The sequence below is a fragment of the Enterobacter sp. KB-221C9 genome (genome assembly GCF_041320715.1).
GTDB lineage: Bacteria > Pseudomonadota > Gammaproteobacteria > Enterobacterales > Enterobacteriaceae > Enterobacter > Enterobacter asburiae_D.
Window position 1 is genome coordinate 94,738 of record NZ_JBGIWG010000003.1, and the last position, 26,550, is coordinate 121,287.

Annotated in this window: 24 protein-coding genes, 1 other RNA gene and 1 pseudogene; 19 read left to right on the top strand and 7 right to left on the bottom strand. The window is 55.2% G+C overall.

Going from position 1 to position 26,550, the window contains the following annotated elements; genetic code table 11:
* Window positions 1–23: 23 nt before the first annotated feature.
* Complete coding sequence (gene ampG, locus AB8846_RS04555) at window positions 24–1,499, bottom strand: muropeptide MFS transporter AmpG (RefSeq protein WP_159513561.1); 1,476 nt, start codon at window positions 1,497–1,499, stop codon at window positions 24–26.
* Window positions 1,500–1,545: 46 nt separating this feature from the next.
* Complete coding sequence (locus AB8846_RS04560; protein ID WP_063144771.1) at window positions 1,546–2,124, bottom strand: lipoprotein; 579 nt, start codon at window positions 2,122–2,124, stop codon at window positions 1,546–1,548.
* A 305-nt stretch (window positions 2,125–2,429) separates the two neighbouring features.
* Here AB8846_RS04560 and bolA point away from each other — a divergent pair, with 305 nt between their 5' ends.
* From bolA to AB8846_RS04615, 11 genes are all read left to right on the top strand, one after another.
* Complete coding sequence (bolA, locus tag AB8846_RS04565) at window positions 2,430–2,747, top strand: transcriptional regulator BolA (protein WP_021241655.1); 318 nt, start codon at window positions 2,430–2,432, stop codon at window positions 2,745–2,747.
* 330 nt (window positions 2,748–3,077) lie between these two features.
* Window positions 3,078–4,376: a trigger factor gene (gene tig, locus AB8846_RS04570; protein ID WP_063144770.1), complete on the top strand. Its 1,299-nt coding sequence runs from the start codon at window positions 3,078–3,080 to the stop codon at window positions 4,374–4,376.
* 260 nt (window positions 4,377–4,636) lie between these two features.
* Complete coding sequence (gene clpP / locus AB8846_RS04575) at window positions 4,637–5,260, top strand: ATP-dependent Clp endopeptidase proteolytic subunit ClpP (RefSeq protein WP_010428105.1); 624 nt, start codon at window positions 4,637–4,639, stop codon at window positions 5,258–5,260.
* A gap of 126 nt (window positions 5,261–5,386) precedes the next feature.
* Window positions 5,387–6,661: an ATP-dependent protease ATP-binding subunit ClpX gene (gene clpX / locus AB8846_RS04580; protein WP_023334705.1), complete on the top strand. Its 1,275-nt coding sequence runs from the start codon at window positions 5,387–5,389 to the stop codon at window positions 6,659–6,661.
* Between the two features lie 182 nt (window positions 6,662–6,843).
* Entirely contained in the window at window positions 6,844–9,198 is a 2,355-nt protein-coding gene (gene lon, locus AB8846_RS04585) for an endopeptidase La (RefSeq protein WP_063144769.1), read from the top strand.
* 210 nt (window positions 9,199–9,408) lie between these two features.
* Complete coding sequence (gene hupB, locus AB8846_RS04590; protein ID WP_002444653.1) at window positions 9,409–9,681, top strand: nucleoid-associated protein HU-beta; 273 nt, start codon at window positions 9,409–9,411, stop codon at window positions 9,679–9,681.
* 212 nt (window positions 9,682–9,893) lie between these two features.
* Window positions 9,894–11,765, top strand: a complete 1,872-nt coding sequence (gene ppiD, locus AB8846_RS04595) for a peptidylprolyl isomerase (protein WP_370732171.1) — start codon at window positions 9,894–9,896, stop codon at window positions 11,763–11,765.
* A 148-nt stretch (window positions 11,766–11,913) separates the two neighbouring features.
* Window positions 11,914–12,294, top strand: a complete 381-nt coding sequence (locus tag AB8846_RS04600) for a helix-hairpin-helix domain-containing protein (RefSeq protein ID WP_370732172.1) — start codon at window positions 11,914–11,916, stop codon at window positions 12,292–12,294.
* Between the two features lie 99 nt (window positions 12,295–12,393).
* Window positions 12,394–12,792 carry a YbgC/FadM family acyl-CoA thioesterase gene (locus AB8846_RS04605; protein ID WP_023310574.1) on the top strand — a complete coding sequence of 133 codons (399 nt, stop codon included), beginning with the start codon at window positions 12,394–12,396 and terminating at the stop codon, window positions 12,790–12,792.
* 48 nt (window positions 12,793–12,840) lie between these two features.
* Window positions 12,841–13,194 carry a type II toxin-antitoxin system RelE/ParE family toxin gene (locus AB8846_RS04610; protein ID WP_370732173.1) on the top strand — a complete coding sequence of 118 codons (354 nt, stop codon included), beginning with the start codon at window positions 12,841–12,843 and terminating at the stop codon, window positions 13,192–13,194.
* Complete coding sequence (locus AB8846_RS04615; protein ID WP_024906824.1) at window positions 13,181–13,510, top strand: addiction module antidote protein; 330 nt, start codon at window positions 13,181–13,183, stop codon at window positions 13,508–13,510. The genes AB8846_RS04610 and AB8846_RS04615 overlap by 14 nt, the downstream gene beginning before the upstream one ends.
* A 2-nt stretch (window positions 13,511–13,512) precedes the next feature.
* Here AB8846_RS04615 and queC read toward each other — a convergent pair whose 3' ends face one another.
* Window positions 13,513–14,208, bottom strand: coding sequence for a 7-cyano-7-deazaguanine synthase QueC (gene queC / locus AB8846_RS04620; protein ID WP_063144764.1), 696 nt, complete (start codon window positions 14,206–14,208; stop codon window positions 13,513–13,515).
* Window positions 14,209–14,274: 66 nt separating this feature from the next.
* Window positions 14,275–15,975 (bottom strand): SgrR family transcriptional regulator, encoded by a 1,701-nt coding sequence (locus AB8846_RS04625; RefSeq protein ID WP_370732174.1) that lies wholly within the window; start codon window positions 15,973–15,975, stop codon window positions 14,275–14,277.
* A 101-nt stretch (window positions 15,976–16,076) separates the two neighbouring features.
* Here AB8846_RS04625 and cof point away from each other — a divergent pair, with 101 nt between their 5' ends.
* The gene (gene cof / locus AB8846_RS04630) at window positions 16,077–16,895 is read left to right on the top strand and encodes an HMP-PP phosphatase (protein WP_063144762.1); all 819 of its coding nucleotides are present in this window, start codon (window positions 16,077–16,079) and stop codon (window positions 16,893–16,895) included.
* A gap of 41 nt (window positions 16,896–16,936) precedes the next feature.
* Here cof and AB8846_RS04635 read toward each other — a convergent pair whose 3' ends face one another.
* Window positions 16,937–17,983: a PLP-dependent cysteine synthase family protein gene (locus tag AB8846_RS04635; protein ID WP_370732175.1), complete on the bottom strand. Its 1,047-nt coding sequence runs from the start codon at window positions 17,981–17,983 to the stop codon at window positions 16,937–16,939.
* A gap of 115 nt (window positions 17,984–18,098) precedes the next feature.
* On the opposite strand from AB8846_RS04635, the gene AB8846_RS04640 reads away from it, so the two are divergent.
* The 5 genes from AB8846_RS04640 to amtB all read left to right on the top strand — a co-directional run bounded on the left by AB8846_RS04640 (window position 18,099) and on the right by amtB (window position 24,018).
* Window positions 18,099–18,557, top strand: a complete 459-nt coding sequence (locus AB8846_RS04640; RefSeq protein ID WP_029739897.1) for an Lrp/AsnC family transcriptional regulator — start codon at window positions 18,099–18,101, stop codon at window positions 18,555–18,557.
* A gap of 30 nt (window positions 18,558–18,587) precedes the next feature.
* Window positions 18,588–20,360, top strand: coding sequence for a SmdA family multidrug ABC transporter permease/ATP-binding protein (locus AB8846_RS04645; RefSeq protein WP_370732176.1), 1,773 nt, complete (start codon window positions 18,588–18,590; stop codon window positions 20,358–20,360).
* Window positions 20,353–22,134, top strand: a complete 1,782-nt coding sequence (locus AB8846_RS04650) for a SmdB family multidrug efflux ABC transporter permease/ATP-binding protein (RefSeq protein ID WP_063144759.1) — start codon at window positions 20,353–20,355, stop codon at window positions 22,132–22,134. The genes AB8846_RS04645 and AB8846_RS04650 overlap by 8 nt, the downstream gene beginning before the upstream one ends.
* A gap of 220 nt (window positions 22,135–22,354) precedes the next feature.
* Window positions 22,355–22,693, top strand: coding sequence for a P-II family nitrogen regulator (glnK, locus tag AB8846_RS04655; protein WP_008503304.1), 339 nt, complete (start codon window positions 22,355–22,357; stop codon window positions 22,691–22,693).
* Between the two features lie 35 nt (window positions 22,694–22,728).
* Window positions 22,729–24,018 (top strand): ammonium transporter AmtB, encoded by a 1,290-nt coding sequence (gene amtB / locus AB8846_RS04660; protein ID WP_063144758.1) that lies wholly within the window; start codon window positions 22,729–22,731, stop codon window positions 24,016–24,018.
* A 190-nt stretch (window positions 24,019–24,208) separates the two neighbouring features.
* Here the strand turns inward: amtB and tesB are convergent, their stop codons facing one another.
* Window positions 24,209–25,069: an acyl-CoA thioesterase II gene (gene tesB / locus AB8846_RS04665; RefSeq protein ID WP_331413173.1), complete on the bottom strand. Its 861-nt coding sequence runs from the start codon at window positions 25,067–25,069 to the stop codon at window positions 24,209–24,211.
* Between the two features lie 200 nt (window positions 25,070–25,269).
* On the opposite strand from tesB, the gene AB8846_RS04670 reads away from it, so the two are divergent.
* On the top strand, window positions 25,270–25,797 hold the full coding sequence (locus tag AB8846_RS04670) for a YbaY family lipoprotein (RefSeq protein WP_370732177.1): 528 nt from the start codon (window positions 25,270–25,272) through the stop codon (window positions 25,795–25,797).
* Window positions 25,798–25,830: 33 nt separating this feature from the next.
* On the opposite strand, the pseudogene AB8846_RS04675 reads toward AB8846_RS04670, so the two are convergent.
* A pseudogene (locus AB8846_RS04675) lies at window positions 25,831–26,227 on the bottom strand (MGMT family protein).
* Between the two features lie 84 nt (window positions 26,228–26,311).
* Here AB8846_RS04675 and ffs point away from each other — a divergent pair.
* Window positions 26,312–26,408: signal recognition particle sRNA small type (ffs, locus tag AB8846_RS04680), an RNA gene on the top strand.
* The last annotated feature ends 142 nt before the right edge of the window (window positions 26,409–26,550 follow it).

Below are 26,550 nucleotides of genomic sequence, written 5' to 3' on the forward strand. Positions count from 1 at the left end.
GAAATAACCTTTCGCATTTTTCTTCAGGTCATCTGCGTTTTACGCAATGCCATGAAATCGAGCAGACCCCCGGTCAGGATCCCGGCGATAGCCAGCAGGGCACCAGCGTCCAGCAGAAGGGCTTCGAAGGGGAGTGCCAGTGACGTGCTGGCATTAATAATGAGCACCACCAGCCAGAGTGCGAGCGCAGCGCAGCCCACCATTAACAGACGTAACGCAAAACGGTAGGCGCGGTGATATTCGGTGCGCGGCATAAAGTGTTCTGTCCGCTGGGTATATTCCAGCGTCTGACGGCAGACCAGCAGCAATAAAATTCCCGGCACGGCAGCCACGACCGAGAAGAGATAAAATGTTGGCCAGCCGTGGGCTTCCACAAACCAGCCGGCAATCGGGCCAACGTACACCCGGCCAACGGCGGAGAGCGCCGAGAGCAAAGCGAACTGGGTGGCGGAAAACGACTTGTTGCACAGGGTCATCAGCAGGGCGACAAATGCCGCTGTGCCCATGCCGCCGCAGAGGTTTTCGAAGAACACCGCCGCGGCCATGCTGATCGTATGTTTGTCGGTAATCGACAGCAGCCAGTAGCCTGCGTTAGAGGCGCCCTGAAGGATGCCGAAAATCAGCAGCGCGCGAAACAGCGTCAGGCGCTGCATCAGTACGCCGCCATAAAGCGCGCCGACGATGGTCGCAAACAGCCCCAGCGTTTTATTCACCACGCCGACTTCACCGGCGTCGAAACCCACACCCCGGATCAGGAAGGTGGTTGTCAGGCTCATGGCAAAGGCATCGCCCAGCTTATAAAGGACGATAAGCAACAGGATCAGCCAGGCGTTGTTGCGGCCAAAGAAGTCACGAAGCGGTTCGGCGACGGCCTGCTCCAGCGAGCGGGGAACCGGGATAACGTCACTCGGTTCGGGCGCGAACAGCGTCGCGATAATGCAGGGGATCAGCAGGGCGGCCATCAGCCAGTACATGCCCTGCCAGCCGAGGTAACGGTCGGCGAGCCACAGCGCCAGCCCGCCGGAAACCAGCATCCCGAGGCGGTAGCCCAGCACGCTGATTGCCGCTCCGGCACCGCGCTCTTCCGCGGGTAACACGTCCGTCTTCCAGGCGTCGAACACGATATCCTGAGAGGCGGAGCAGAAGGCAATCACCACCGCAAGCGCGGCCATCCAGCGAAGCTGCGTGGTGGGTTCAAGAAAACCCATCGCCGCAATGGCCAGCAGCAGCAGGATCTGCGTCATCACTAACCAGCCGCGCCGACGCCCGAGGAAAGGCGGCGTGTAGCGATCCATGACCGGAGACCACAGGAACTTAAAGACATAGGCCTGGCCCACAAGCGAGAAGAAACCAATCGTTTTAAGATCGATGTTCTCAACCGTCATCCACGCCTGAAGCGTGCCGGAAGTGAGTGCGAGGGGTAAACCCGAGGCGAAGCCGAGGATCAGCAGAATCGCTGATTTCGGTTGCTGGAAAATGCGTAAGTAATGGCTGGACATGTTCTTATAAAACTGACCCGGTGATACACCGGGTCAGCGAGCGGGATTAACGCGCGTTCTGCTTGATGAAGTCGTGAATGCTGGTGTCCTGCGCCATATCGGCGATGGTGTCGGTCAGCACGCTATTAACGGCGTTAGCAATGTTCTGGTTGGAGGCCTGGAATGCACCTTCAACAGAATAGCTGGCGCGGTAGTTTTTGTTCATCTTGTTGCCATTCTTCGCGGTGGCAATGATGGCGATATCCGCTTTGGTCGCGATGTTGTAGCGCACGTTGCCCTGAGACACGTCGGCGTACAGGTTGTTCACGATGATCTGCAGATCAACCGCGCCGCTTGGGCCAATCATGTAGCCGCGAGCGGTCATCTGTTTCTCCAGCACTTCCTGGAGCAGGAAGCGCAGGTCGCGGGACGCGGTGAGGGTAACCTGCTGGTTATCGCGGGTCACTTTTGCCAACGCCTGGTCCTGACGCTGATCGGCACCGTTAATGCTCACGGTGACGCCCATCAGGCTTGGGTCCTGCTGAGGCAGGGTGATTTTTGGTGAGACATCAATAGTGGTTGGCGGGGTAGCACAGCCTGCCAGCATAAAAAGGGCTACCAACGGAAAGAAGAGTTTTTTTAACATTTTCGGGTTCTCAACGAATCGTAAGCATATAAAGAGAAAAATTGTCGCCATCATAACATCGCCAACGGCGAGGGGAAGTGGTCAACGCATGTAAATTCATCGCCTTGTCCGAAAACTGACCAGTTCTCCGTTTTTCCCAATCCGTGTATGACAAAACGTATGAGTCTCACAGTGAACTTCATTCGTTTGAATGAGAAAATCAGACGAAAGCTAAATATTTGTTGTCAAGGTGTAATGGAAACGGTAAAAGCGGCTAACATTTAAAGGGATGGGTGACATCCTGGCGTTGTCGGAGGAGTAATTTCATGATGATACGTGAGCATATAGAAGATAAATTAAGGGCAGCGTTCAACCCTGTGTTCCTCGAAGTCGTCGACGAAAGCTATCGTCATAACGTGCCGGCAGGTTCTGAAAGCCACTTTAAAGTGGTTCTGGTTAGCGATCGCTTCACGGGAGAACGTTTCCTGAATCGACACCGCTTGATCTACAGCACCTTGACGGAAGAACTCTCCACGACCGTGCATGCGCTGGCACTGCATACCTACACCATTAAGGAATGGGAAGGCCTGCAGGATACGGTTTTCGCATCGCCGCCCTGTCGCGGTGCAGGCACTATCGCCTGATAAATCGGATTTGCAACGGCTGGAGCTTTTCCAGTATGTTGCTTACAGATTTCCTCAAAACGGCCTCCGGGCCGTTTTGTTTTGTCTGAGTTTTGAGCGGATGGTGCGATTTTAAGGCTAAAAATAGCCTTAAAGTGTGAAAAAAGCCGCAGCAACATGCCCCAACCGTTCTCGACTCACCTAAGTGATGCCGCTATAATGCCGCGTCTTATTGAATGTCTTCGGGATGATTCTGGCGACAGGGAATGTGAATCTGCACTAAGAGAGCATCCCGGTATAACAGACAGATTCAGAGTTGACCGAGCACTGTGATTTTTTTGAGGTAACAAGATGCAAGTTTCAGTTGAAACCACTCAAGGCCTTGGCCGCCGTGTAACGATTACTATCGCTGCTGACAGCATCGAAACTGCTGTGAAAAGCGAGCTGGTCAACGTAGCAAAAAAAGTACGTATTGACGGCTTCCGCAAGGGCAAAGTACCAATGAATGTTGTTGCTCAGCGTTATGGCGCTTCCGTGCGTCAGGATGTGCTGGGTGAACTGATGAGCCGTAACTTTATTGATGCGATCATCAAAGAAAAAATCAATCCAGCCGGCGCGCCGAACTACGTTCCAGGCGAATACAAACTGGGCGAAGACTTCACCTACTCCGTAGAGTTCGAAGTGTACCCGGAAGTTGAGCTGAAAGGTCTGGAATCTATCGAAGTTGAAAAACCAGTTGTTTCCGTGACTGACGAAGACGTTGACGGCATGCTGGATACCCTGCGCAAGCAGCAGGCGAACTGGAAAGAGAAAGAAGGCGCTGTTGACGCTGAAGACCGTGTCACCATCGACTTCACCGGTTCTGTAGACGGCGAAGAGTTCGAAGGCGGCAAAGCGTCTGACTTCGTACTGGCAATGGGCCAGGGTCGTATGATCCCAGGCTTCGAAGACGGTATCAAAGGCCACAAGGCTGGCGAAGAGTTCACCATCGACGTGACCTTCCCGGAAGAGTACCACGCTGAAAACCTGAAAGGGAAAGCAGCGAAGTTCGCTATCAACCTGAAGAAAGTTGAAGAGCGCGAACTGCCAGAACTGACTGAAGAATTCATCAAGCGTTTCGGCGTGGAAGATGGTTCCGTAGCGGGTCTGCGTACCGAAGTGCGTAAGAACATGGAACGCGAACTGAACGGCGCGGTGCGTAACCGTGTGAAATCTCAGGCGATCGAAGGTCTGGTGAAAGCCAACGAAATCGACGTTCCTGCTGCCCTGATCGACAGCGAAATCGACGTTCTGCGCCGTCAGGCTGCACAGCGTTTCGGTGGCAACCAGCAGCAAGCGATGGAACTGCCACGCGAGCTGTTCGAAGAGCAAGCGAAACGCCGCGTTGTTGTTGGCCTGCTGCTGGGTGAAGTGATTCGTACCCACGAGCTGAAAGCTGACGAAGAGCGTGTGAAAGGCCTGATCGAAGAGATGGCTTCTGCATACGAAGATCCATCAGAAGTTGTTGAGTTCTACGGTAAGAACAAAGAGCTGATGGACAACATGCGCAACGTTGCCCTGGAAGAGCAGGCTGTTGAAGCGGTACTGGCGAAAGCGAAAGTGACCGAAAAAGCGACCTCTTTCAACGAACTGATGAACCAGCAGGCGTAATTTCGCCCCAAAGGTTTAAAGTTTGAACAGAAAACCCGTTGCCTTGCGGCAGCGGGTTTTTTTTATCGCAGCGATAGCCCAGGAAGAGTGCTAAAACGCCCTTTCGGTGTTAGCGTAACAACAAAAGGTTGTTATGCTTGAAATAGGGCACTGTGAACCCCATAAGTACGTAATCATGATGAATGAGACTGGCTGATAATCCGTCCGTAAGGTTACAATCAGTACAGCAGGTGTTTTCAATTTTGATCCAGGAGACGGAAATGTCATACAGTGGCGAACGAGATAACTTTGCACCCCATATGGCTCTGGTGCCAATGGTTATTGAACAGACCTCACGTGGTGAGCGTTCTTTTGATATCTATTCCCGTCTGCTCAAGGAACGCGTTATCTTTCTGACCGGCCAGGTGGAAGACCACATGGCTAACCTGATCGTGGCGCAGATGCTGTTTCTGGAAGCGGAAAACCCGGAAAAAGACATTTACCTGTACATTAACTCCCCGGGTGGCGTGATTACAGCAGGAATGTCCATTTATGACACCATGCAATTCATCAAGCCTGATGTAAGCACTATCTGTATGGGTCAGGCTGCATCAATGGGCGCGTTCCTGTTAACAGCAGGCGCGAAAGGTAAGCGTTTCTGCTTGCCAAATTCCCGCGTGATGATTCACCAGCCGCTGGGCGGTTACCAGGGGCAGGCGACGGATATCGAAATCCACGCCCGCGAAATTCTGAAAGTAAAAGCGCGCATGAATGAACTTATGGCGCAGCATACGGGTCAACCACTCGAGCAGATCGAGCGCGATACCGAGCGCGATCGCTTCCTCTCTGCTCCAGAGGCAGTTGAGTACGGCTTAGTCGACTCCGTGTTGACCCATCGTAATTGATGCCCGCGACGCGAGGGTGCCGCTATACTAAGGTAGGGCGGCACGCTGCTGATTGCAGCTTGCGTCTTAGAATGGCATTTGCGTCGTCATGTGCGGCACAAAGAACTTAAAAAGAGGTTTGGACTCATGACAGATAAACGCAAAGATGGTTCGGGCAAACTGCTGTACTGCTCTTTTTGCGGCAAAAGCCAGCATGAAGTGCGTAAACTGATTGCCGGGCCGTCCGTGTATATCTGCGACGAATGTGTCGATTTATGTAACGACATCATCCGCGAAGAGATTAAAGAAGTCGCACCGCACCGTGAGCGCAGCGCGCTGCCAACGCCGCATGAAATTCGTCATCACCTTGACGACTACGTCATCGGACAGGAGCAGGCCAAGAAAGTGCTGGCGGTAGCGGTCTATAACCACTACAAACGTCTGCGTAACGGCGATACCAGTAATGGCGTAGAACTGGGTAAAAGTAACATTCTGCTGATCGGCCCAACCGGTTCCGGTAAAACGCTGCTGGCTGAAACCCTGGCGCGCCTGCTTGATGTTCCGTTCACGATGGCGGATGCCACCACCCTGACCGAGGCCGGTTATGTGGGTGAGGACGTCGAAAACATCATCCAGAAACTGCTGCAGAAGTGCGATTACGACGTACAGAAAGCCCAGCGCGGGATTGTTTACATCGATGAGATCGACAAGATCTCCCGTAAATCAGACAACCCGTCCATTACCCGTGACGTATCCGGTGAAGGCGTACAGCAGGCACTGCTGAAGCTGATCGAAGGTACGGTTGCCGCCGTTCCGCCACAGGGTGGTCGTAAACATCCGCAGCAGGAGTTCCTGCAGGTTGATACCTCCAAGATCCTGTTCATCTGTGGTGGTGCGTTTGCTGGTCTGGATAAAGTTATCTCCCATCGTGTTGAAACCGGCTCCGGCATTGGTTTTGGCGCAACGGTGAAAGCAACGTCCGAAAAACCGAACGAAGGCGAACTGCTGTCTCAGGTTGAACCGGAAGATCTGATCAAATTCGGTCTGATCCCTGAATTCATCGGCCGTCTGCCGGTTGTGGCAACGCTGAATGAACTGAGCGAAGACGCGCTGATCCAGATTCTGAAAGAGCCGAAAAATGCGCTGACCAAGCAGTATCAGGCGCTGTTCAATCTGGAAGGTGTTGATCTAGAATTCCGCGACGAAGCTCTGGATGCTATCGCCAAGAAAGCGATGATCCGTAAAACCGGTGCCCGTGGTCTGCGTTCCATTGTTGAAGCGGCACTGCTCGACACCATGTACGATCTGCCGTCGATGGAAGACGTTGAGAAAGTGGTGATTGACGAGTCCGTCATTAGCGGCCAAACCAAGCCGCTGCTGATTTACGGCAAACCGGAAGCACAGCAGGCATCTGGCGAATAATTCACCAAATCATACAAGCAGTTAATCAAAAAGGGGGGATTTTATCTCCCCTTTACTTTTTCCGTATTCATAGCGTTGAATGTGTGGCAAACATCCCCATATACTGGATACATGTTAATGGTTATGTGAAGCACAGCGACATGACCAGCTTACCTGGCGGACACTAACTAAGAGAGAGCTCTATGAATCCTGAGCGTTCTGAACGCATTGAAATCCCCGTATTGCCGTTGCGCGATGTGGTGGTTTATCCGCACATGGTCATACCCTTATTTGTAGGGCGGGAAAAATCTATCCGTTGCCTCGAAGCCGCCATGGATCATGATAAAAAAATCATGCTGGTGGCGCAGAAAGAAGCATCAACGGATGAGCCGGGTGTAAACGATCTTTTCACCGTCGGGACCGTGGCCTCTATTTTGCAGATGCTGAAGCTGCCTGACGGCACCGTGAAGGTGCTGGTAGAAGGCCTGCAGCGTGCGCGTATTACCACTCTGTCAGACGACGGCGAGCACTTCTCTGCGAAGGCAGAGTACCTTGATTCGCCTGAGCTTGATGAGCGCGAGCAGGAAGTGCTGGTGCGCACCGCGATTAGCCAGTTTGAAGGCTATATCAAGCTGAACAAGAAAATCCCACCAGAAGTGCTGACGTCGCTGAACAGCATCGACGATCCTGCGCGTCTGGCGGACACCATCGCTGCACATATGCCGCTGAAGCTGGCTGACAAACAGTCCGTGCTGGAAATGTCCGACGTTAACGAACGTCTGGAATACCTGATGGCGATGATGGAGTCTGAAATCGATCTGCTGCAGGTTGAGAAGCGTATTCGCAACCGCGTGAAAAAGCAGATGGAGAAATCTCAGCGTGAGTACTATCTGAATGAGCAAATGAAGGCCATTCAGAAAGAACTGGGCGAGATGGACGATGCGCCGGACGAAAACGAAGCGCTGAAGCGTAAGATCGACGCGGCGAAGATGCCGAAAGAGGCGAAAGAGAAAGCCGAAGCAGAACTGCAGAAGCTGAAAATGATGTCTCCAATGTCGGCTGAAGCGACCGTTGTACGCGGCTACATTGAGTGGATGGTGCAGGTTCCGTGGAACGCCCGCAGCAAGGTCAAAAAAGACCTGCGTCAGGCCCAGGAAATCCTGGATACCGACCACTACGGCCTGGAACGCGTGAAAGACCGCATTCTTGAGTACCTCGCGGTACAAAGCCGTGTAAACAAAATCAAAGGCCCAATTCTGTGCCTGGTAGGACCGCCGGGGGTGGGTAAAACCTCTCTGGGTCAGTCGATCGCCAAAGCGACCGGACGTAAGTATATCCGTATGGCGCTGGGTGGCGTACGCGATGAAGCGGAAATCCGCGGTCACCGCCGTACCTACATCGGTTCTATGCCGGGTAAACTGATCCAGAAGATGGCGAAAGTGGGGGTTAAAAACCCGCTGTTCCTGCTCGATGAGATCGACAAGATGTCGTCGGACATGCGTGGCGACCCTGCGTCTGCACTGCTGGAAGTGCTTGATCCAGAACAGAACGTGGCGTTCAGCGATCACTACCTGGAAGTGGACTACGACCTGAGCGACGTGATGTTCGTGGCGACCTCCAACTCCATGAACATTCCGGCTCCGCTGCTGGACCGTATGGAAGTGATCCGTCTCTCCGGTTATACCGAAGATGAGAAGCTGAACATCGCTAAGCAGCACCTGCTGCCGAAACAGATTGAGCGTAACGCGCTGAAAGCCAACGAGCTGACCGTCGAGGACAGCGCGATTATCGGCATCATTCGTTACTACACCCGTGAAGCGGGCGTGCGTAGCCTTGAGCGTGAAATCTCCAAACTGTGTCGTAAAGCGGTGAAACAGCTGCTGCTGGATAAGAGCCTGAAACACATTGTGATTAACGGCGACAATCTGCATGCGTACCTGGGCGTTCAGCGCTTTGACTACGGTCGTGCGGACAACGAAAACCGCGTTGGTCAGGTGACCGGCCTGGCATGGACGGAAGTGGGCGGCGATCTGCTGACCATCGAAACCGCCTGTGTGCCGGGCAAAGGCAAGCTGACCTACACCGGCTCGCTGGGTGAAGTGATGCAGGAATCCATCCAGGCGGCGCTGACCGTGGTGCGCGCGCGCGCGGAGAAACTGGGTATTAACACTGATTTCTACGAAAAACGCGACATCCACGTGCACGTTCCGGAAGGGGCAACGCCGAAAGATGGCCCAAGTGCGGGTATTGCCATGTGTACCGCTCTGGTTTCCTGCCTGACAGGGAACCCGGTGCGTGCCGATGTGGCAATGACCGGTGAAATTACGCTGCGTGGTCAGGTTCTGCCGATCGGTGGTTTAAAAGAAAAACTGCTGGCGGCACACCGCGGTGGGATCAAAACCGTATTGATCCCTTACGAAAATAAACGCGATCTGGAAGAGATTCCGGACAACGTGATTGCCGATCTGCAGATCCATCCTGTGAAGCGAATTGAGGAAGTTCTCAGTCTCGCATTGCAGAATGAACCCTCCGGAATGCAGGTTGTAACCGCAAAATAGTGACCTCGCGCAAAGAGCGTCAATAAAAACAAGGCTGGTAAGTCATTTCGCACTTGCCAGCCTTTTTTTGTATAGCTAATTTAGATTGCTGATTAGGTCAGCCATCAACAACGGGTGTTGTAAGGTCATGGCAGGCCTGATATAACTGCTGCGCGGTCGCGTTGTGAAGGATTCAGGCGCGATATAAATTATAAAGAGAGGAAGAGAACAGTGAATAAATCTCAACTGATTGACAAAATTGCTGCTGGTGCTGATATTTCTAAAGCTGCAGCTGGACGTGCGTTAGATGCATTAATTGCTTCTGTTACTGAATCTCTGCAGGCTGGGGACGACGTTGCACTGGTAGGCTTCGGTACTTTTGCTGTTAAAGAGCGTGCTGCCCGTACTGGCCGCAACCCTCAGACCGGTAAAGAGATCACCATTGCTGCTGCTAAAGTGCCGGGTTTCCGTGCAGGTAAAGCGCTGAAAGACGCAGTAAACTGATTGCTTTCCCGTTTCAGGGAAGCCGGAAAGTACAAGGGCGCATCATTTGATGTGCCTTTTTTGTTTGTCCAGACCTGATTTGTGCGAGTTTATGCGAGTTGTGGGCTGACAATCGCCCCGTTTTCTTGTCACAATACGGCTTCACGCGCGACGGGCAGGATTTTCCGTCAGCGTCAGGTAACCAGTCACCTACAGCGGAGTGTTGTTACACCATGATGGACAGCTTACGCACGGCTGCTAACAGTCTCGTGCTCAAGATTATTTTCGGTATCATTATCGTGTCGTTCATATTGACCGGCGTGAGCAGTTACCTTATTGGCGGTGGCGCAAACTATGCCGCAAAAGTGAATGGCCAGGAAATCAGCCGTGGTCAGTTCGAGAATGCTTTTGCCGGTGAACGTAACCGTATGCAGCAACAGCTGGGCGACCAATTCTCTGAACTGGCGGCGAACGAAGGGTACATGAAGACCCTGCGCCAACAGACACTGAACCGTCTTATCGACGAAGCGCTGCTGGATCAGTACGCCAAAAAACTGGGCCTTGGCATCAGTGATGAGCAGGTGAAAAAAGCCATCTTCTCCACCCAGGCCTTCCAGTCTAACGGTAAATTCGACAACGCGCGTTACAACAGTATCGTCAACCAGATGGGGATGACGGCCGATCAGTACGCTCAGGCACTGCGTAACCAGCTGACCACCCAGCAGCTCATCAATGCCGTCGTGGGCACCGATTTCATGCTCAAAGGTGAAACGGACGAACTGGCCGCGCTGGTGGCACAGCAGCGCGTTGTACGCGAAGCGACCATTGATGTGAACGCCCTGGCGGCGAAACAGCAGGTGAGCGACGCTGACGTTAACGCCTGGTACGAGCAGAACAAGAATGCCTTTGTTTCTCCAGAGCAGTACCGTGTGAGCTACATCAAGCTGGATGCGGCCGCGCTGCAGGAAACCGCGTCTGATGCGGAAATCCAGTCTTACTACGATCAGCATCAGGATCAGTTCACTCAGCCGCAGCGTAACCGCTACAGCGTAATTCAGACGAAGACCGAGGCTGATGCCAAAGCGGTACTGGATGAGCTGAACAAAGGCGCTGATTTCGCGACCGTTGCGAAAGCCAAATCCACCGATATTATCTCTGCGAAAAACGGCGGTGATATGGGCTGGCTGGAAGACGCGACCACGCCGGACGAGCTGAAAAATGCCGGTCTGAAAGAGAAAGGCCAGCTTTCAGGCGTCATTAAGTCTTCCGTTGGTTTCCTGGTTGTGCGTCTGGACGACATCACCGCGGCGAAAACCAAGCCGCTGGCTGACGTTCGCGAAGATATCGCGGCGAAAGTGAAACAGGAAAAAGCGCTGGATGCCTACTACGCGCTGCAGCAGAAGGTGAGCGATGCTGCCAGCAACGATAACGAATCTCTGGCAGGTGCAGAGCAGGCGGCGGGTGTGAAGGCGGTTGAGACGGGCTGGTTTGGTCGTGACAACCTGCCGGAAGAGCTGAACTTCAAACCGGTTTCTGATGCCATCTTCAACGGTGGTCTGGTGGGCGAGAACGGCACGCCGGGCAGTAACTCTGACATCATTACCGTCGACGGCGATCGTGCGTTTGTGTTGCGCGTCAGCGAGCATAAGCCAGAAGCGGTCAAACCGCTGGCGGAAGTGAAGGATCAGGTTGTCGCTCAGGTTAAGCACAACAAAGCGGAACAGCAGGCGAAACTGGATGCTGAGAAGATTCTGTCTGACCTGAAAGCGGGTAAAGAAGACGCGCTGAAAGCGGCTGGCCTGAGCTTCGGTGAAGCGAAAACGCTGAGCCGTACCGGCCAGGACCCAATCAGCCAGGCCGCGTTTGGTCTGACTCTGCCTGCGAAGGACAAGCCAAGCTTCGGTACCACCACCGATACGCAGGGTAACGTCGTTCTGCTGGCGCTGGATGAAGTGAAAGCCGGCACCCTGCCAGAAGCGCAGAAGAAAGCGATGGTTCAGGGGATTACCCAGAACAATGCTCAGATTGCCTTCGAAGCCATGATGAGCAACCTGCGTAAAGAAGCCAAAATCAAGCTGGGTGATGTGATGACTCAGCAGCAGTAATTACGTGTCTGCTCGCAGATTTTCGTAACGCTCTGCAATAACTAAAGGCCGCTTTCGCGGCCTTTTCCATTTCTGCAATCTGCTGTTTGTGCCAGTTTTATCTGGCGGCTATCGTGACGTGGCTGTCAACAAACAAGGAGATAACAGCATGAAATGTGGAATCAAAGCACTGTTAATTACGCTGGCTATTGCCACCACCGGGATGAGCGCGGGTGTGATGGCGTCGGCCACCGCCGCCAAACCACAGGCTACGCAGAGCAAGTCCGACGCGGCAGCGCCGGTGCAAGGGCAAACCAAAGCGACTGACGCCGGTAAAAATGCGGATGATGACGGCACGCGGGTCAGTATCAATTCCGCCTCTGCGGAAGATCTGGCGCGCGCGATGAATGGTGTCGGGCTGAAAAAAGCGCAGGCCATCGTCAACTACCGCGAAGAGTATGGTCCTTTCAAAACGGTCGACGATCTCAAACAGGTGCCGGGCATGGGCAGCGCGCTGGTTGAGCGCAACCTCTCACACCTGACGTTGTAATTACGCAATTTCTTGCACTGCGGCAAAATTTTGCCAGGATAAAGAGGTCATACCAGTTGTGACCTCACATCCTACAATAACAGTAAAGGCTATTGCGCTATGCAGACAAAAATCAAAGTACGCGGTTTTCATCTCGACGTTTACCAGCACGTGAACAACGCTCGCTATCTTGAATTTCTTGAAGAAGCGCGCTGGGACGGGCTGGAAAATAGCGAAAGCTTTCAGTGGCTGACCGCGCACAACATCGCGTTCGTGGTCGTCAATATCAACATCAACTACCGCCGTCCGGCCGTGTTGGGTGATGTACTGACGGTGACCAGCCAGGTACAACAGATCAATGGCAAAAGCGGGGTGTTAAGCCAGGTGGTGACGCTCGATCCAGAAGGGCAGATGGTTGCTGATGCGCTGATCACCTTTGTCTGTATCGATCTGAAAACGCAGAAAGCGCTGCCGCTGGAAGGGGAGCTGCGGGAAAAGCTGGAGTTGATGATCGCTTAGAAAGTTTGTCTTTTATAAAAGACAAAAAGATTTTTCAGGGATAGAATAATGGACAGGGACTACATTGTTGAACGTTACCGGACCCGTGACGGGAAAGTACCGTTTGAGGAGTGGGTTGCCAGAATGAATCGAAAGGATCCGGATATGGTTTTCCGGATCCTTATGCGGATTAACCGTGCGATAAAACGTAATTTTGGCGATTACAGGTATCTCAGGGAAGGTGTTTGGGAGATGCGAGTCGACAGTGGCCCCGGCTACAGAATCTATTTTTCAGTAGAGAATCGGCAGGTTTTATTGTTACTGATTGGTGGCGACAAAAAGAGCCAAAAAGCAGATATCAAACTGGCAATAGATTACTGGAAAGATCATCAAGCAAAAGGACATTCCAATGAGCGCCGCTGAACGAAAATATTCGAGTTCCGTTAACCACCATGATGCTGTTGTGAAAATGCTGCGAGAGAATCCTTCCTACGCTCAGCGTTATCTGCAAACAGCACTGGAAGAGATCTATGAAGACCAGGGGATCCCTGCCTATCTCATTGCACTCCGTCAGGTCATCGAAGCGCGGGGCGGTATCGGAGAAATTTCTACCAAAGCAGGTCTGTCCCGTCAGCAGCTATACCGAACCTTATCAGACAACGGCAACCCAACGCTGACAACGCTGATGAAAGTCACCCGTGCTGCCGGTGTGAAACTGTTCGACAGCACGGTCAAGTAGCCCTATTTAAGCCCAGTTTTTTTCTGCATCGCGCTCATCACGCCGACTTTATCGGCAAGATAGTGGTTCAGCCCGTTAGCGCGAAGATTACAGGCCGCGCACTGGCCGCAACCGTCGCCTTTGATACCGTTATAGCAGGTGAGCGTTTCGCTGCGAACAAGGTCCAGCTTGCCCCAGTAGTCCGCCAGCGCCCAGGTTTCGGCTTTATCCAGCCACATCAGCGGAGTTTCAAAGCGCGTCTCTTTCGCCATCCCCAGATTGACGGCGTGGTTTAGCGCTTTCACGAACTCATCACGACAGTCCGGGTAGCCGGAGAAGTCGGTCTCGCACACGCCCGTGATCACCGCTTCGGCCTTTACCTGATAGGCGTAGATCGCCGTCAGGGTCAGGAAGAGGATATTACGGCCCGGCACGAAGGTATTCGGAATGCCGCTGGCATCGGGTTCGTAGTCAGGTACCGGGATACTGTCTCGGGTGAGGCTGCTCACGGCCAGTTCATTTAACAGCGTAACGTCCAGCACCTTGTGCGCGCGTGCGCCCAGTTTCAGGGCAAGTTCACGGGCAACGTCGATTTCAGCGCGGTGACGCTGGCCATAATCGAAAGTGACACAGTGAACTTCATCGTACTGATGAAGGGCCTGGACCAGGCAGGTAGTAGAGTCTTGTCCTCCGCTGAACACGACGACGGCACGTTTCATAAATCATCTCGACTGTTACGGTAAAAACGTTATGTTACCGTCTGACCACGACGGCGACCAGCTTCTTCACGATTTCGGGGCGGGCAGCCAGGCTTCGGTAAAATCAAACCAGCCGCGGGTGTTGAGGCGTATGCCGTTGACCCCCGGCGGGGCGCTGATCTGGTATTGATAATTGAACAGGGGCGTTATCACCGCCTTTTCCATGAGCCGGGAGAAAATGGCCCTCAGCCCGGCACGTCTGGCCTGTTCGTCGGCCTGGGTCTGTACCGCATCCAGGGTGGCCTGCAGATGAGCATATTGCGGCGCACTTAGAACGTGTGGCCAGAGGGCATCACAGCGCAGCCACTGTTCAAGCGTATATTCCGGCGCTTCGCCAATCAGCCTGTCGCCCATCATGATGTCCGCGTCCGCCAGTTGCTGGCACCCGTCCCAGGTTTTCGCATCGTAAAAGATCGCCGTAAGCTCGCAGCCGTGTTGTGCAAGGTACTGTTTTAGCTGGCGCGCCATCGTGTGTAACTCAACCGGTAAATGATAAATCAGGGTTAATTTCTTCGGCAGAGGGACATGTGTTAAATCCGGCCACTGAGGGATCGCCCAGCCGGGGAGTAACTCCTCTGTCGGGGTAATCAGCCCTTCATTGAGCGGAAGCGTGTGCAGAAGCGTCGAGAGATGAATGATGTTGATGAGTCGTCGAGCCTGCATTTCGCTCAGGCGCGGGCTTTGCTTCAGGGTGAGATAACAAAAGCCCAGACTGGTGCTGTTTGTCACCAGGCGCAGGCTCTCCAGTTCATCCGGCTCGCCAATGGCGATCTGAACCGGATGGCGACAGCTGGTACCTAGCCCATAGTCAAACAGCGACGGTGTGATCCAGTATTCGATGGCCTTAAGCAGCGGATGGCTGAGATGGTACTGTTCGTGGCTTTCCAGACGAACCAGATCCGCTTCATACACGCTGACTCTGAAGGGGCCGCTGCCCGTCATGGGCTGTTCGGGATGTGCAAGCCGACTACAGTAGGTGGCCAGGCGGTGCGCCAGCCAGTAATCCGGCTGGTGCAGCGTAAAGGTCAGACACTGAGGATGGGTAACGTCAACGCGTAAGACGCTCTGGAACAGTTTACGCAGGGCCGGCAAGGCGAAAAGCGCGTCCAGGCTTTGCTGAAGCTGTCCGGTTTCGATTTTATCGCCGTTATGCCAGTGCAGCGTGGAGCGAATGTAGAAATGCCAGCGCAAACCGTCCTGCGATACCTCCCAGTGATGAGCGAGATCGCCCGTGGGTTCACTGCTGTTGCCGTGAAAACGCGTTAAACCTGAGAATACCTGTCCCGCCAGATGCTGCTCTGCCCGGCCCGGTAAAAAACCCTGCTGAAGCGGATCCAGCGAGCGGTAATAGGGGATGCGCAGCGTCGGCGTGTCGTTTTGCCACTGCCCGCCCAAAAACGGATGCAGCAACGATCGTAATTCTGCGGGGGCAAGCTGGGCCAGTTCCAGCGCGTTATGCTGCTGCCCGCTCTTCAGCGCCTCCTCCATCATCGCATTGCGCAGTGACTCCGGCGCGACATGGAACGTCAGCTCACCCCGCTTACCGCGGCCAGACTGCGCTCGCCAGCTCAGCCAGCCCGCCTCCTGGGCCTGACGCAGCAGCGTTCGCACATGCCGCTCGCTGCAAAAACAGCGGGCGGCCAGTTCGCCGATGGTGACCTGTTGCGTTGCACCCAGGGAAGGCTGCCACAGGCGGTGATATTGGTTGAGTCGATTGAGCTGGCGCATAAGAAACCCGGAACAATAATTATCATCTATTCACTATTACTTCCGTATATCTCACACGATACTGATGCACAAGTTAACCGCATCACATTTCGGGAGTAATCATGGCTCGGCTCGCTGCATTTGATATGGACGGTACGCTGTTAATGCCGGATCACCGTTTAGGGGAAAAAACCCTGAACACGCTGAAGCGCCTGCACGAGCGTAATGTCACCCTGACGTTTGCCACCGGGCGTCATGTGCTGGAAATGCGCCATTTGCTGGGGGCATTTTCCCTCGACGCTTTTCTGATCACCGGCAACGGGACGCGCATTCACTCCGTAGAAGGCGATGTGCTGCACCGGCAGGATCTCAACCCGGAAGTGGCGGACATCGTGCTGCACAGCACCTGGGACACGCAGGCCAGCGTCCACGTCTTTAACGATCGGGGCTGGTTTACCGGAAGCGAGATCCCGGAATTATTGCACGCGCATGTTTACAGCGGCTTTAAATACCAGCTTATCGATCTGCGTCGGATCCCCGCCCATGCGGTAACTAAGATTTGCTTCTGTGGCGATCATGACGATCTGTGCCGCTTAAGGATTCAACTGAATGAGGCGCTGGGCGACCGGGCGCACCTGACCTTCTCGGCAGTGGATTGTCTGGAAGTGCTGCCGGTGGGCTGTAACAAAGGTTCCGCTCTGGCGGTACTGAGCGACCACCTGGGCTTAACGCTACAGGAGTGTATGGCGTTTGGTGACGCCATGAACGACCGCGAAATGCTGGGTAGCGTAGGTCGCGGCCTGATCATGGGGAATGCGATGGCGCAGCTGAAAGCAGAACTTCCCCATCTGCCGGTTATTGGCCACTGCCGCAATGAAGCAGTGTCCCATTTTTTGACGCATTGGCTGGACAACAACAACCTCCCGTATTCCCCCGAATAGTGAGACCCTTCCAGCAAGCCAGACTTCGGTCTGGCTTTTTTTTATTTCACAAGCTGTGCAATCTGCGCTTTCCACGGGGCGATATCGCCGATGTTGGCCTGTACCCACTCCGCGTTGTAGTAGGTCTCAAGATAACGCTCGCCGCTGTCGCACAGCAGCGTGACGATGGAACCGGTGCGGCTCTCTTCGCGCATACGTGCGGCAAGCTGCAGTGCGCCCCACATGTTGGTACCCGTCGATGCGCCCACTTTGCGGCCCAGCTGCGTTTCCAGCCAGTGCGCCGTTGCCACGCTGGCGGCGTCCGGCACGCGCATCATCTCATCCACAACGTCTGGGATGAAAGAGGGCTCCACGCGCGGGCGGCCAATCCCTTCAATTTTGCTGCCCACCGGGCTGCGCAGACCGGCATCGCGGTTTTGCCAGTAGTCGAGGAACACGGAGTTCTGCGGGTCAACCACCATCAGTTGGGTATCGTAGCCCTGACAGCGGATGTAGCGTCCAATCGTGGCTGACGTGCCGCCGGTACCGGCGCTCATGACGATGTAAGACGGAACCGGATGCGGTTCGTGGGTCATCTGGCGGAAAATACTGTCGGCAATGTTGTTATTGCCGCGCCAGTCCGTCGCGCGCTCGGCGAAGGTGAACTGGTCCATATAGTGGCCGTTCAGCTCACGGGCCAGCATTTCGGAGGCGGCGTAGATTTCGCAGGCGCTTTCCACAAAGTGGCAGCGACCACCGTAAAATTCGATCTGCTCGATTTTGCGTTTTGCGGTGCAGGACGGCATCACCGCGATAAACGGCAGGCCCAGCAGGCGCGCAAAATACGCTTCGGACACCGCCGTTGAACCGGATGAAGATTCTATGATGGTGGTGCCTTCTTTGATCCAGCCGTTACACAAACCGTATAAAAACAGCGAGCGTGCCAGGCGATGCTTCAGGCTACCGGTAGGATGGGTGCTTTCGTCTTTCAGATAGAGCTGAATGCCGTCAAATCCCGGCAGGGAAAGGCGAATCAGGTGCGTATCCGCCGAGCGCTGATAGTCGGCATTGATTTCGCTGATCGCATGTTTAACCCAGGTGCTATTCATCGTCGTTATCCGTTTGTCATTTTGTGCCTAGCATAGCGAAAAGCACAGAAAAAATTGTTGCTATCTGACCTTTAAAATAGAATGAAGGGAGAAAAATTTTCTCTGTGAGGTGGGTATGCTAGATAAAATTGACCGCAAGCTCCTTTCATTGCTGCAAAATGACTGTACCCTCTCTTTGCAGGCGCTGGCAGATGCCGTTAATCTGACCACCACCCCGTGCTGGAAGCGCCTTAAGAAGCTGGAAGATGACGGCATTCTTCTGGGGCGCGTCGCGTTGTTAGATCCCGAAAAGCTGGGGCTTGGGCTGACGGCATTTGTGCTGATAAAAACCCAGCATCACAGCAGCGACTGGTATTGCCGCTTCGTCACTCAGGTGTCGGAGATGCCCGAGGTGCTCGGTTTCTGGCGTATGGCCGGAGAGTACGATTACCTGATGCGCGTCCAGGTGGCCGACATGAAGCGCTATGATGATTTCTACAAGCGGCTGGTGAACAGCGTACCGGGTTTGTCGGACGTCACCTCAAGCTTCGCCATGGAACAGATTAAATACACCACAGCATTACCTATTGAATAACTTCGTAAAATACCTTCAGGAACAAACCGCGTGCGATTATTTGCCCAACTAAGCTGGTACTTTCGTCGGGAGTGGCAACGCTACCTCGGCGCAGTATGCCTGCTTATTATCATTGCCATCCTGCAGCTGATCCCGCCGAAAGTGGTGGGGTATGTCGTGGATGGCGTCACCGAACAGCATTACACCACCGCACGGGTGTTGATGTGGGTCGGCACGCTGGTGCTGACGGCCGTCATTGTTTATCTGCTGCGCTACGTCTGGCGCGTGCTGCTGTTTGGTGCGTCCTATCAGCTGGCCGTTGAGCTGCGTGAAGATTTTTACCGCCAGCTGAGCCGACAGCATCCCGAATTTTATCTGCGGCATCGCACCGGAGATCTCATCGCGCGCGCGACCAACGACGTCGATCGCGTGGTCTTTGCCGCCGGGGAAGGGGTGCTGACGCTGGTGGACTCGCTGGTGATGGGCTGTGCGGTGCTGATCGTGATGTCCACGCAGATCAGCTGGCAGTTGACCCTGCTCGCCCTGCTGCCGATGCCGATCATGGCGCTGGCGATCAATCGCTATGGTGAACAGCTGCACGAGCGCTTTAAGCTGGCGCAGGCGGCGTTTTCGTCTCTGAACGATCGCACCCAGGAGAGCATGACCAGCATCCGCATGATCAAAGCGTTTGGCCTGGAAGACCGACAGTCTGCACTGTTTGCGGCCGATGCGGCAGACACGGGGGCGAAGAATATGCGCGTCGCGCGTATCGACGCCCGGTTTGACCCAACGATTTATATCGCGATTGGCATGGCAAACCTGCTGGCGATTGGCGGCGGAAGCTGGATGGTGGTGCAGGGCGCGTTGACCCTGGGGCAATTGACCAGCTTTGCGATGTATCTGGGGCTGATGATCTGGCCGATGCTGGCGCTGGCCTGGATGTTTAACATCGTGGAGCGCGGCAGCGCCGCCTATAGCCGCATTCGCGCCATGCTGTCCGAAGCGCCGGTGGTCATTGACGGTAGCGAAGCCGTACCGGAAGGGCGCGGCGTCATGGCCGTCGACGTCCGGCAGTTTATCTATCCGCATACGGAGCATCCGGTACTGGAGAACGTCAGCTTTACGCTTCAGCCAGGTCAGATGCTCGGCATCTGTGGCCCGACGGGCGCCGGCAAAAGTACCGTGCTCTCTCTGCTCCAGCGCCACTTTGACGTCACCAAAGGCGATATCCGCTTTCACGATATTCCCCTGACCAGACTGCTGCTGGATGAGTGGCGCGGCCGCCTGGCGGTCGTTAGCCAGACGCCGTTCTTATTTTCGGACACGGTGGCGAACAACATTGCCCTGGGACGCCCTGCGGCGACGCAGGAAGAGATTGAACATGTGGCGCGTTTGGCCAGCGTTCATGATGACATTTTGCGTCTGCCGCAGGGCTACGACACGGAAGTTGGGGAACGCGGCGTCATGCTGTCCGGGGGGCAAAAGCAGCGTATCTCTATTGCCCGCGCCCTGCTGCTGAATGCTGAAATCCTGATCCTGGACGATGCGCTTTCCGCCGTGGACGGCCGTACCGAGCATCAAATTCTGCATAACCTGCGCCAGTGGGGCGACGGACGCACGGTGATTATCAGCGCCCACCGTTTGTCAGCGCTCACTGAAGCCAGCGAAATTCTGGTCTTGCAGCACGGGCACATTGCCCAGCGCGGACAGCATGAAACGCTTGCCGAGCAGCCGGGCTGGTATCGCGATATGTACCGCTATCAGCAGCTTGAGGCGGCGCTGGACGATGCGCCTGAGCAGAATGAGGAGGCCGCCAATGCGTAAGCTCGGAACGATGTGGCCGACGCTCAAACGTCTGCTGGCCTACGGCTCGCCGTGGCGTAAACCGCTCTCCGTGGCCGTGCTTTTGCTCTGGATAGCGGCGATTGCTGAGGTGAGCGGTCCGCTGCTTATCAGCTATTTTATCGACAACATGGTCGCCAAAAGCTACCTTCCGCTGGGGCTGGTGGCGGGCTTAGGCGTGGCCTACGTTGGCTTACAGCTGACGGCAGCAGGGTTGCACTATGCTCAGTCGCTGCTGTTTAACCGTGCAGCCGTGGGCGTCGTTCAGCAGCTGCGTACGGATGTGATGGACGCGGCGCTTCGCCAGCCGCTCAGCGAGTTTGATATCCAGCCGGTCGGGCAGGTGATTTCGCGCGTGACCAACGATACCGAGGTGATCCGCGATCTGTACGTCACCGTGGTGGCAACCGTACTGCGCAGCGCAGCGCTGATTGGCGCGATGCTGGTCGCGATGTTCAGCCTCAACTGGCGCATGGCGCTGGTGGCAATAACCATCTTCCCGGCGGTGCTGATTGTCATGGTCATCTATCAGCGCTACAGCACGCCAATCGTGCGTCGGGTGCGTGCTTACCTGGCCGACATCAATGATGGCTTTAACGAAGTGATCAACGGCATGAGCGTCATCCAGCAGTTCCGCCAGCAGGCGCGCTTTGGCGAGCGCATGGGCGAAGCCAGCCGTTCGCACTATATGGCGCGTATGCAGACGCTGCGCCTCGACGGTTTCTTGCTGCGTCCGCTGCTGAGCCTTTTCTCTGCGCTGGTGCTTTGCGGGCTGCTGATGCTCTTTGGCCTGAGCTCAAACGGTACGATTGAAGTGGGCGTGCTGTATGCCTTTATTAGCTACCTGGGACGCCTTAACGAGCCGCTGATCGAACTCACCACCCAGCAATCGATGCTGCAACAGGCGGTTGTCGCCGGTGAGCGCGTGTTTGAGCTGATGGACAGGCCGCGCCAGGCCTACGGCAATGACGAGCGACCGCTGCAAAGCGGGACTATTGCCTTTGATAACGTCTCGTTTGCCTATCGCGAAGACCGGCTGGTGTTGCAGGACATCACGCTCGACGTTCCATCGCGCGGCTTCGTGGCGCTAGTGGGGCATACCGGCAGCGGTAAGAGCACGCTTGCCAGCCTGTTGATGGGCTATTACCCGGTCACGCAAGGTGAAATCCGCCTCGACGGACGCCCGCTCGCGTCTCTCAGCCATACGGTGTTACGCAAAGGCGTTGCGATGGTGCAGCAGGATCCGGTCGTGATGGCCGATACCTTCTACGCCAACGTGACCCTGGGGCGAGACTACACCCAGGAGCAGGTCTGGGACGTGCTGGAAAAAGTGCAGCTGGCAGAGCTGGCGCGCGGGTTTAGCGAGGGGATCAATACCAAACTGGGCGAGCAGGGGAACAATCTCTCCGTCGGGCAAAAGCAGCTCCTGGCGCTGGCGCGGGTGCTGATTGAAACGCCGCAGATACTGATTCTGGATGAAGCGACCGCCAGTATTGACTCCGGCACCGAGCAGGCCATCCAGCAGGCGCTGGACGCGGTACGCGACCATACGACGCTGGTGGTGATTGCCCACCGACTTTCGACCATCGTCGAGGCGGATACCATTCTGGTGCTACATCGCGGGCAGGCCGTTGAACGCGGTACGCACCGCGAGCTGCTGGAAGCAAAAGGGCGCTACTGGCAGATGTACCAGTTGCAGCTGGCGGGCGAAGAGCTGGCGGCCAGCGTGCGCGATGAAGAGTCGCTTAGCGCCTGATGCACTAAAATGAGGCGACGCGCTAACAGTCATTCCTGTTGGTGCAAAACTGAAACGCACCCTGCACCGGCATGGTGCGTTTTTTTTCACCTGCGCGTTTAACAGAACCGCGTAACGCTCATCGCACCGTTGTTCCCCCTCGTTTTCATTTCTGGCACACCCCTTGCAATACCTTCTGCGTAAGCTGCGGCCATTACCGAATTCTGACTGGAGGGGATCTATGAAGCTGGTTACGGTTGTAATCAAACCATTCAAACTCGAAGACGTGCGTGAAGCGTTGTCTTCAATGGGTATTCAGGGACTGACTGTCACCGAAGTGAAAGGCTTTGGTCGTCAGAAGGGTCATGCCGAGCTTTATCGCGGGGCGGAATACAGCGTTAACTTTCTGCCAAAAGTAAAAATTGATGTCGCGATTGCTGACGATCAGCTTGATGAAGTCATTGATGTCATTAGCAAAGCGGCCTATACCGGCAAAATTGGCGACGGCAAAATTTTCGTTGCCGAACTGCAGCGCGTCATTCGCATTCGTACCGGCGAATCTGACGAAGCGGCTCTGTAAGTAACTCCTGGCACACAGTGATAGGGATCGAGAAAATGAAGATAGCAACACTCAAAACGGGTCTGGGTTCGCTGGCACTGCTGCCGGGCCTGGCGCTGGCTGCTACCCCTGCGGTGGTCGACAAAGCCGATAACGCCTTTATGATGATCAGCACCGCGCTGGTGCTGTTCATGTCCATTCCGGGCATTGCGCTGTTCTACGGCGGCCTGATCCGTGGCAAAAACGTTCTCTCCATGCTGACGCAGGTTGCCGTGACGTTCGCACTGGTCTGCGTGCTGTGGGTGGTTTACGGTTACTCGCTGGCGTTCGGCACGGGCAACGCGTTCTTTGGTAACTTCGACTGGGTGATGCTGAAAAATATTGAGCTGACCGCGCTGATGGGCAGTTTCTATCAGTATATCCACGTTGCGTTCCAGGGCTCCTTCGCCTGTATCACCGTCGGGCTGATTGTGGGCGCGCTGGCCGAGCGTATTCGTTTCTCTGCCGTCCTGATCTTCGTGGTGGTCTGGCTGACGCTCTCCTATGTGCCGATTGCGCACATGGTCTGGGGTGGCGGTCTGCTGGCAACGCACGGTGCGCTGGACTTCGCGGGCGGTACCGTTGTACACATCAACGCCGCGGTAGCGGGTCTGGTGGGTGCCTATCTGATTGGCAAACGCGTGGGCTTCGGTAAAGAAGCGTTTAAACCGCACAACCTGCCGATGGTGTTTACCGGTACGGCTATCCTCTACTTTGGCTGGTTTGGCTTCAACGCCGGCTCAGCGAGTGCAGCAAACGAAATCGCCGCGCTGGCCTTCGTGAACACCGTTGTGGCCACGGCGGGTGCAATCCTCTCCTGGGTGTTTGGCGAGTGGGCGGTACGCGGTAAACCTTCTCTGCTGGGTGCCTGTTCGGGTGCCATTGCCGGTCTGGTTGGCATCACCCCGGCGTGTGGTTATGTCGGCGTAGGCGGCGCGCTGCTGGTCGGGCTGGTGTCCGGTCTGGCGGGTCTGTGGGGCGTTACCGCACTGAAACGCGTGCTGCGCGTTGACGACCCATGCGATGTGTTTGGCGTGCACGGCGTATGCGGCATCGTCGGCTGTATCATGACCGGTATCTTCGCGGCGAAATCGCTGGGTGGTGTGGGCTACGCTGAAGGCGTCACCATGGTTCATCAGCTGCTGGTTCAGCTGGAAAGTATTGCTCTCACCGTTGTGTGGTCTGCCGTTGTCGCTTTCATTGGCTACAAACTGGCGGACATGACGGTCGGTCTGCGTGTCCCTGAAGAGCAGGAACGCGAAGGTCTGGACGTCAACAGCCACGGCGAGAATGCGTATAACGCGTAATAAACAGCAAAACGGCAACCTTAGGTTGCCGTTTTTAGTGTGTATTCCCTCTCCCCGTGGGAGAGGGCCAGGGTGAGGGCATCAGGCCGCACACGGTAAAAGCAAAACGGCAACTTCGGTTGCCGTTTTTAGTGTTTGTTCCCTCTCCCCGTGGGAGAGGGCCAGGGTGAGGGCATCAGGCCGCACAACATCAACCTCTGTTACGCATCACCCCTTCCTGCACCGTAGAAGCCACCAGCACGCCGTCCTGGGTATAAAACTCCCCGCGCACAAAACCGCGAGCGCTCGACGCTGACGTACTCTCCACGCTGTAGAGCAGCCACTCATTCATATTGAAGGGGCGGTGGAACCACATGGAGTGATCGATCGTCGCGACCTGCATCCCTTTTTCAAGGAACCCGACGCCGTGCGGCTGCAGCGCCACCGGCAGGAAGTTGAAATCTGACGCATAGCCCAGCAGATACTGATGAACGCGGAAGTCCTCAGGCACGGTGCCGTTAGCCCGGATCCAGACCTGGCGCTTCGGCTCGGCGGGGTGACCTTTCATCGGGTTATGGAACTCAACCGGGCGGATCTCCAGCGGTTTATCGCAGAGAAACTTCTCTTTGACCTGAGGCGGAAGCAGATGCGCCAGCGCACGGGCGATATCGGTCTCTGATTTGAGATCGTCTGGCGCAGGTGCCGACGGCATCACTTTTTGATGCTCGTAGCCGGGTTCTGGCGCCTGGAAAGAGGCGGTCATATAAAAGATCGGCTTACCGTTCTGAATGGCCGCTACGCGGCGTGCGCTGAAGCTGTTGCCGTCTCTCAGGACCTCAACGTCATACACGATCGGTTTCGCGCTATCGCCAGGGCGTAAGAAATAGCTGTGGAACGAATGCACCAGACGGTCTGCCGGGACGGTCTCCTTTGCTGCGTACAGCGCTTGTCCAACGACTTGCCCCCCGAAGACCTGGCGTAAGCCAAGATCTTCGCTCTGTCCGCGAAAGAGTCCTTCCTCAATTTTTTCCAGATTCAGTAATGTCAGCAGATTGTTCAGTGCCTGACTCATAGTTGTCCTCAATAAACGCCGTAGCGAAAGATAGGCAGAGTATAACGCAGAAATGAAAGTGGTCCGATGGGTAGAATAATCTGAATATCGGCACGTTTTCAGGCATAAATCGGTGATCTGTGCCACACTTGAATACGTTATGTGATTGAAACGACATCGGATGGGATCGATCCCGCTGGTGCATTGATAAGGAGACTTCAATGAAACTCGTGCCCATGCTAAGTGGTGTAGCTATTGCGGTTGCGCTGTCCGCCTGTGCCGGTAAGAGCGCCCAGGTGCCGGTACCAGCAGCAGACCCGAACGGGATTAACACCCTTTCGCAGCAATCCATTCAGCAGCCTAACGTTTCCGGTACCATCTGGATTAAACAGAAAGTTGCGTTGCCGCCGGATGCGGTATTAACCGTGACGCTGTCTGATGCTTCTCTGGCCGACGCGCCGTCGAAAGTCGTGGCTCAGCGCGCCGTTCGTACTGAAGGCAAGCAGGCGCCGTTTAGCTTCGTGTTGCCGTATAACCCGTCGGAAGTGCAGCCTAACGCCCGTATCCTGCTGAGCGCAGCGGTAACCATCAACGGTAAGCTGGTCTTTATCACCGATACGGTCCAGGAAGCGATTAACAATGGTGGGACCAAAGTTGATCTGAACCTGGTGCCGGTGCAGCAGACCGAAGTACCGGTCGCACCGCAGACCAATCAGCCGTCCCTGCCAACCCCACCGACGCAGATGTAATGTCTGCATTGCCCCTCTCCTCCGGGAGAGGGGTCAATATACCCAGCGAAACGTCTGCAAATCGATCTGACCCGACCCTGACACCTGCACACCCTCTGAAAGTAATGCCTGACGCTGGCGCTGGAGATCCGGCCCGGTGAGCGAAATGGCGCCATGACGATTTACTACTCGATGCCAGGGCAGCGTACTTCCTTCCGGAAGCCGTTTCAGAACGCCGCCAACCTGTCGCGCCGCGCGCGGGGAACCTGCCAGGCGTGCGACATCACCATAGGTGGTGACGTAGCCTTCCGGGATTGAGGCCACGATTTGCCATACGCGCTGTGGAAAGGAGTCGTGTTCGTCCATACCTTCACCTGTGGGGAGTTTCTGGAAGCTATGGTAAACGAAGATCTTCATGATTGCTGCGCCTGTTTGCGCAAGAAACCAGCATCCGGTTCCTGGTCGCTTGCAATTGGGCGTTAGCACAGGGATAATGCGCCAGCGCGTTGGTTATCAACGCTCTCAATGGGGGCCCTGTTGGTTCTCCCGCAACGCTACTCTGTTCACCAGGTCAGGTCCGGAAGGAAGCAGCCAGGGCAGACGACGTGTGTGCCGGGATGTAGCTGGCAGGGCCCCCACCCATTTGTAGCCTCATAAGATCATTCAGCTTCACCTCTCCCCTTAAACTGTTATCCCACAATAATATTGTGCCTATGTCCTGCAATATATATTTCATTGTACTGAAATATTATTGTCATCAACCTGTAATAATAG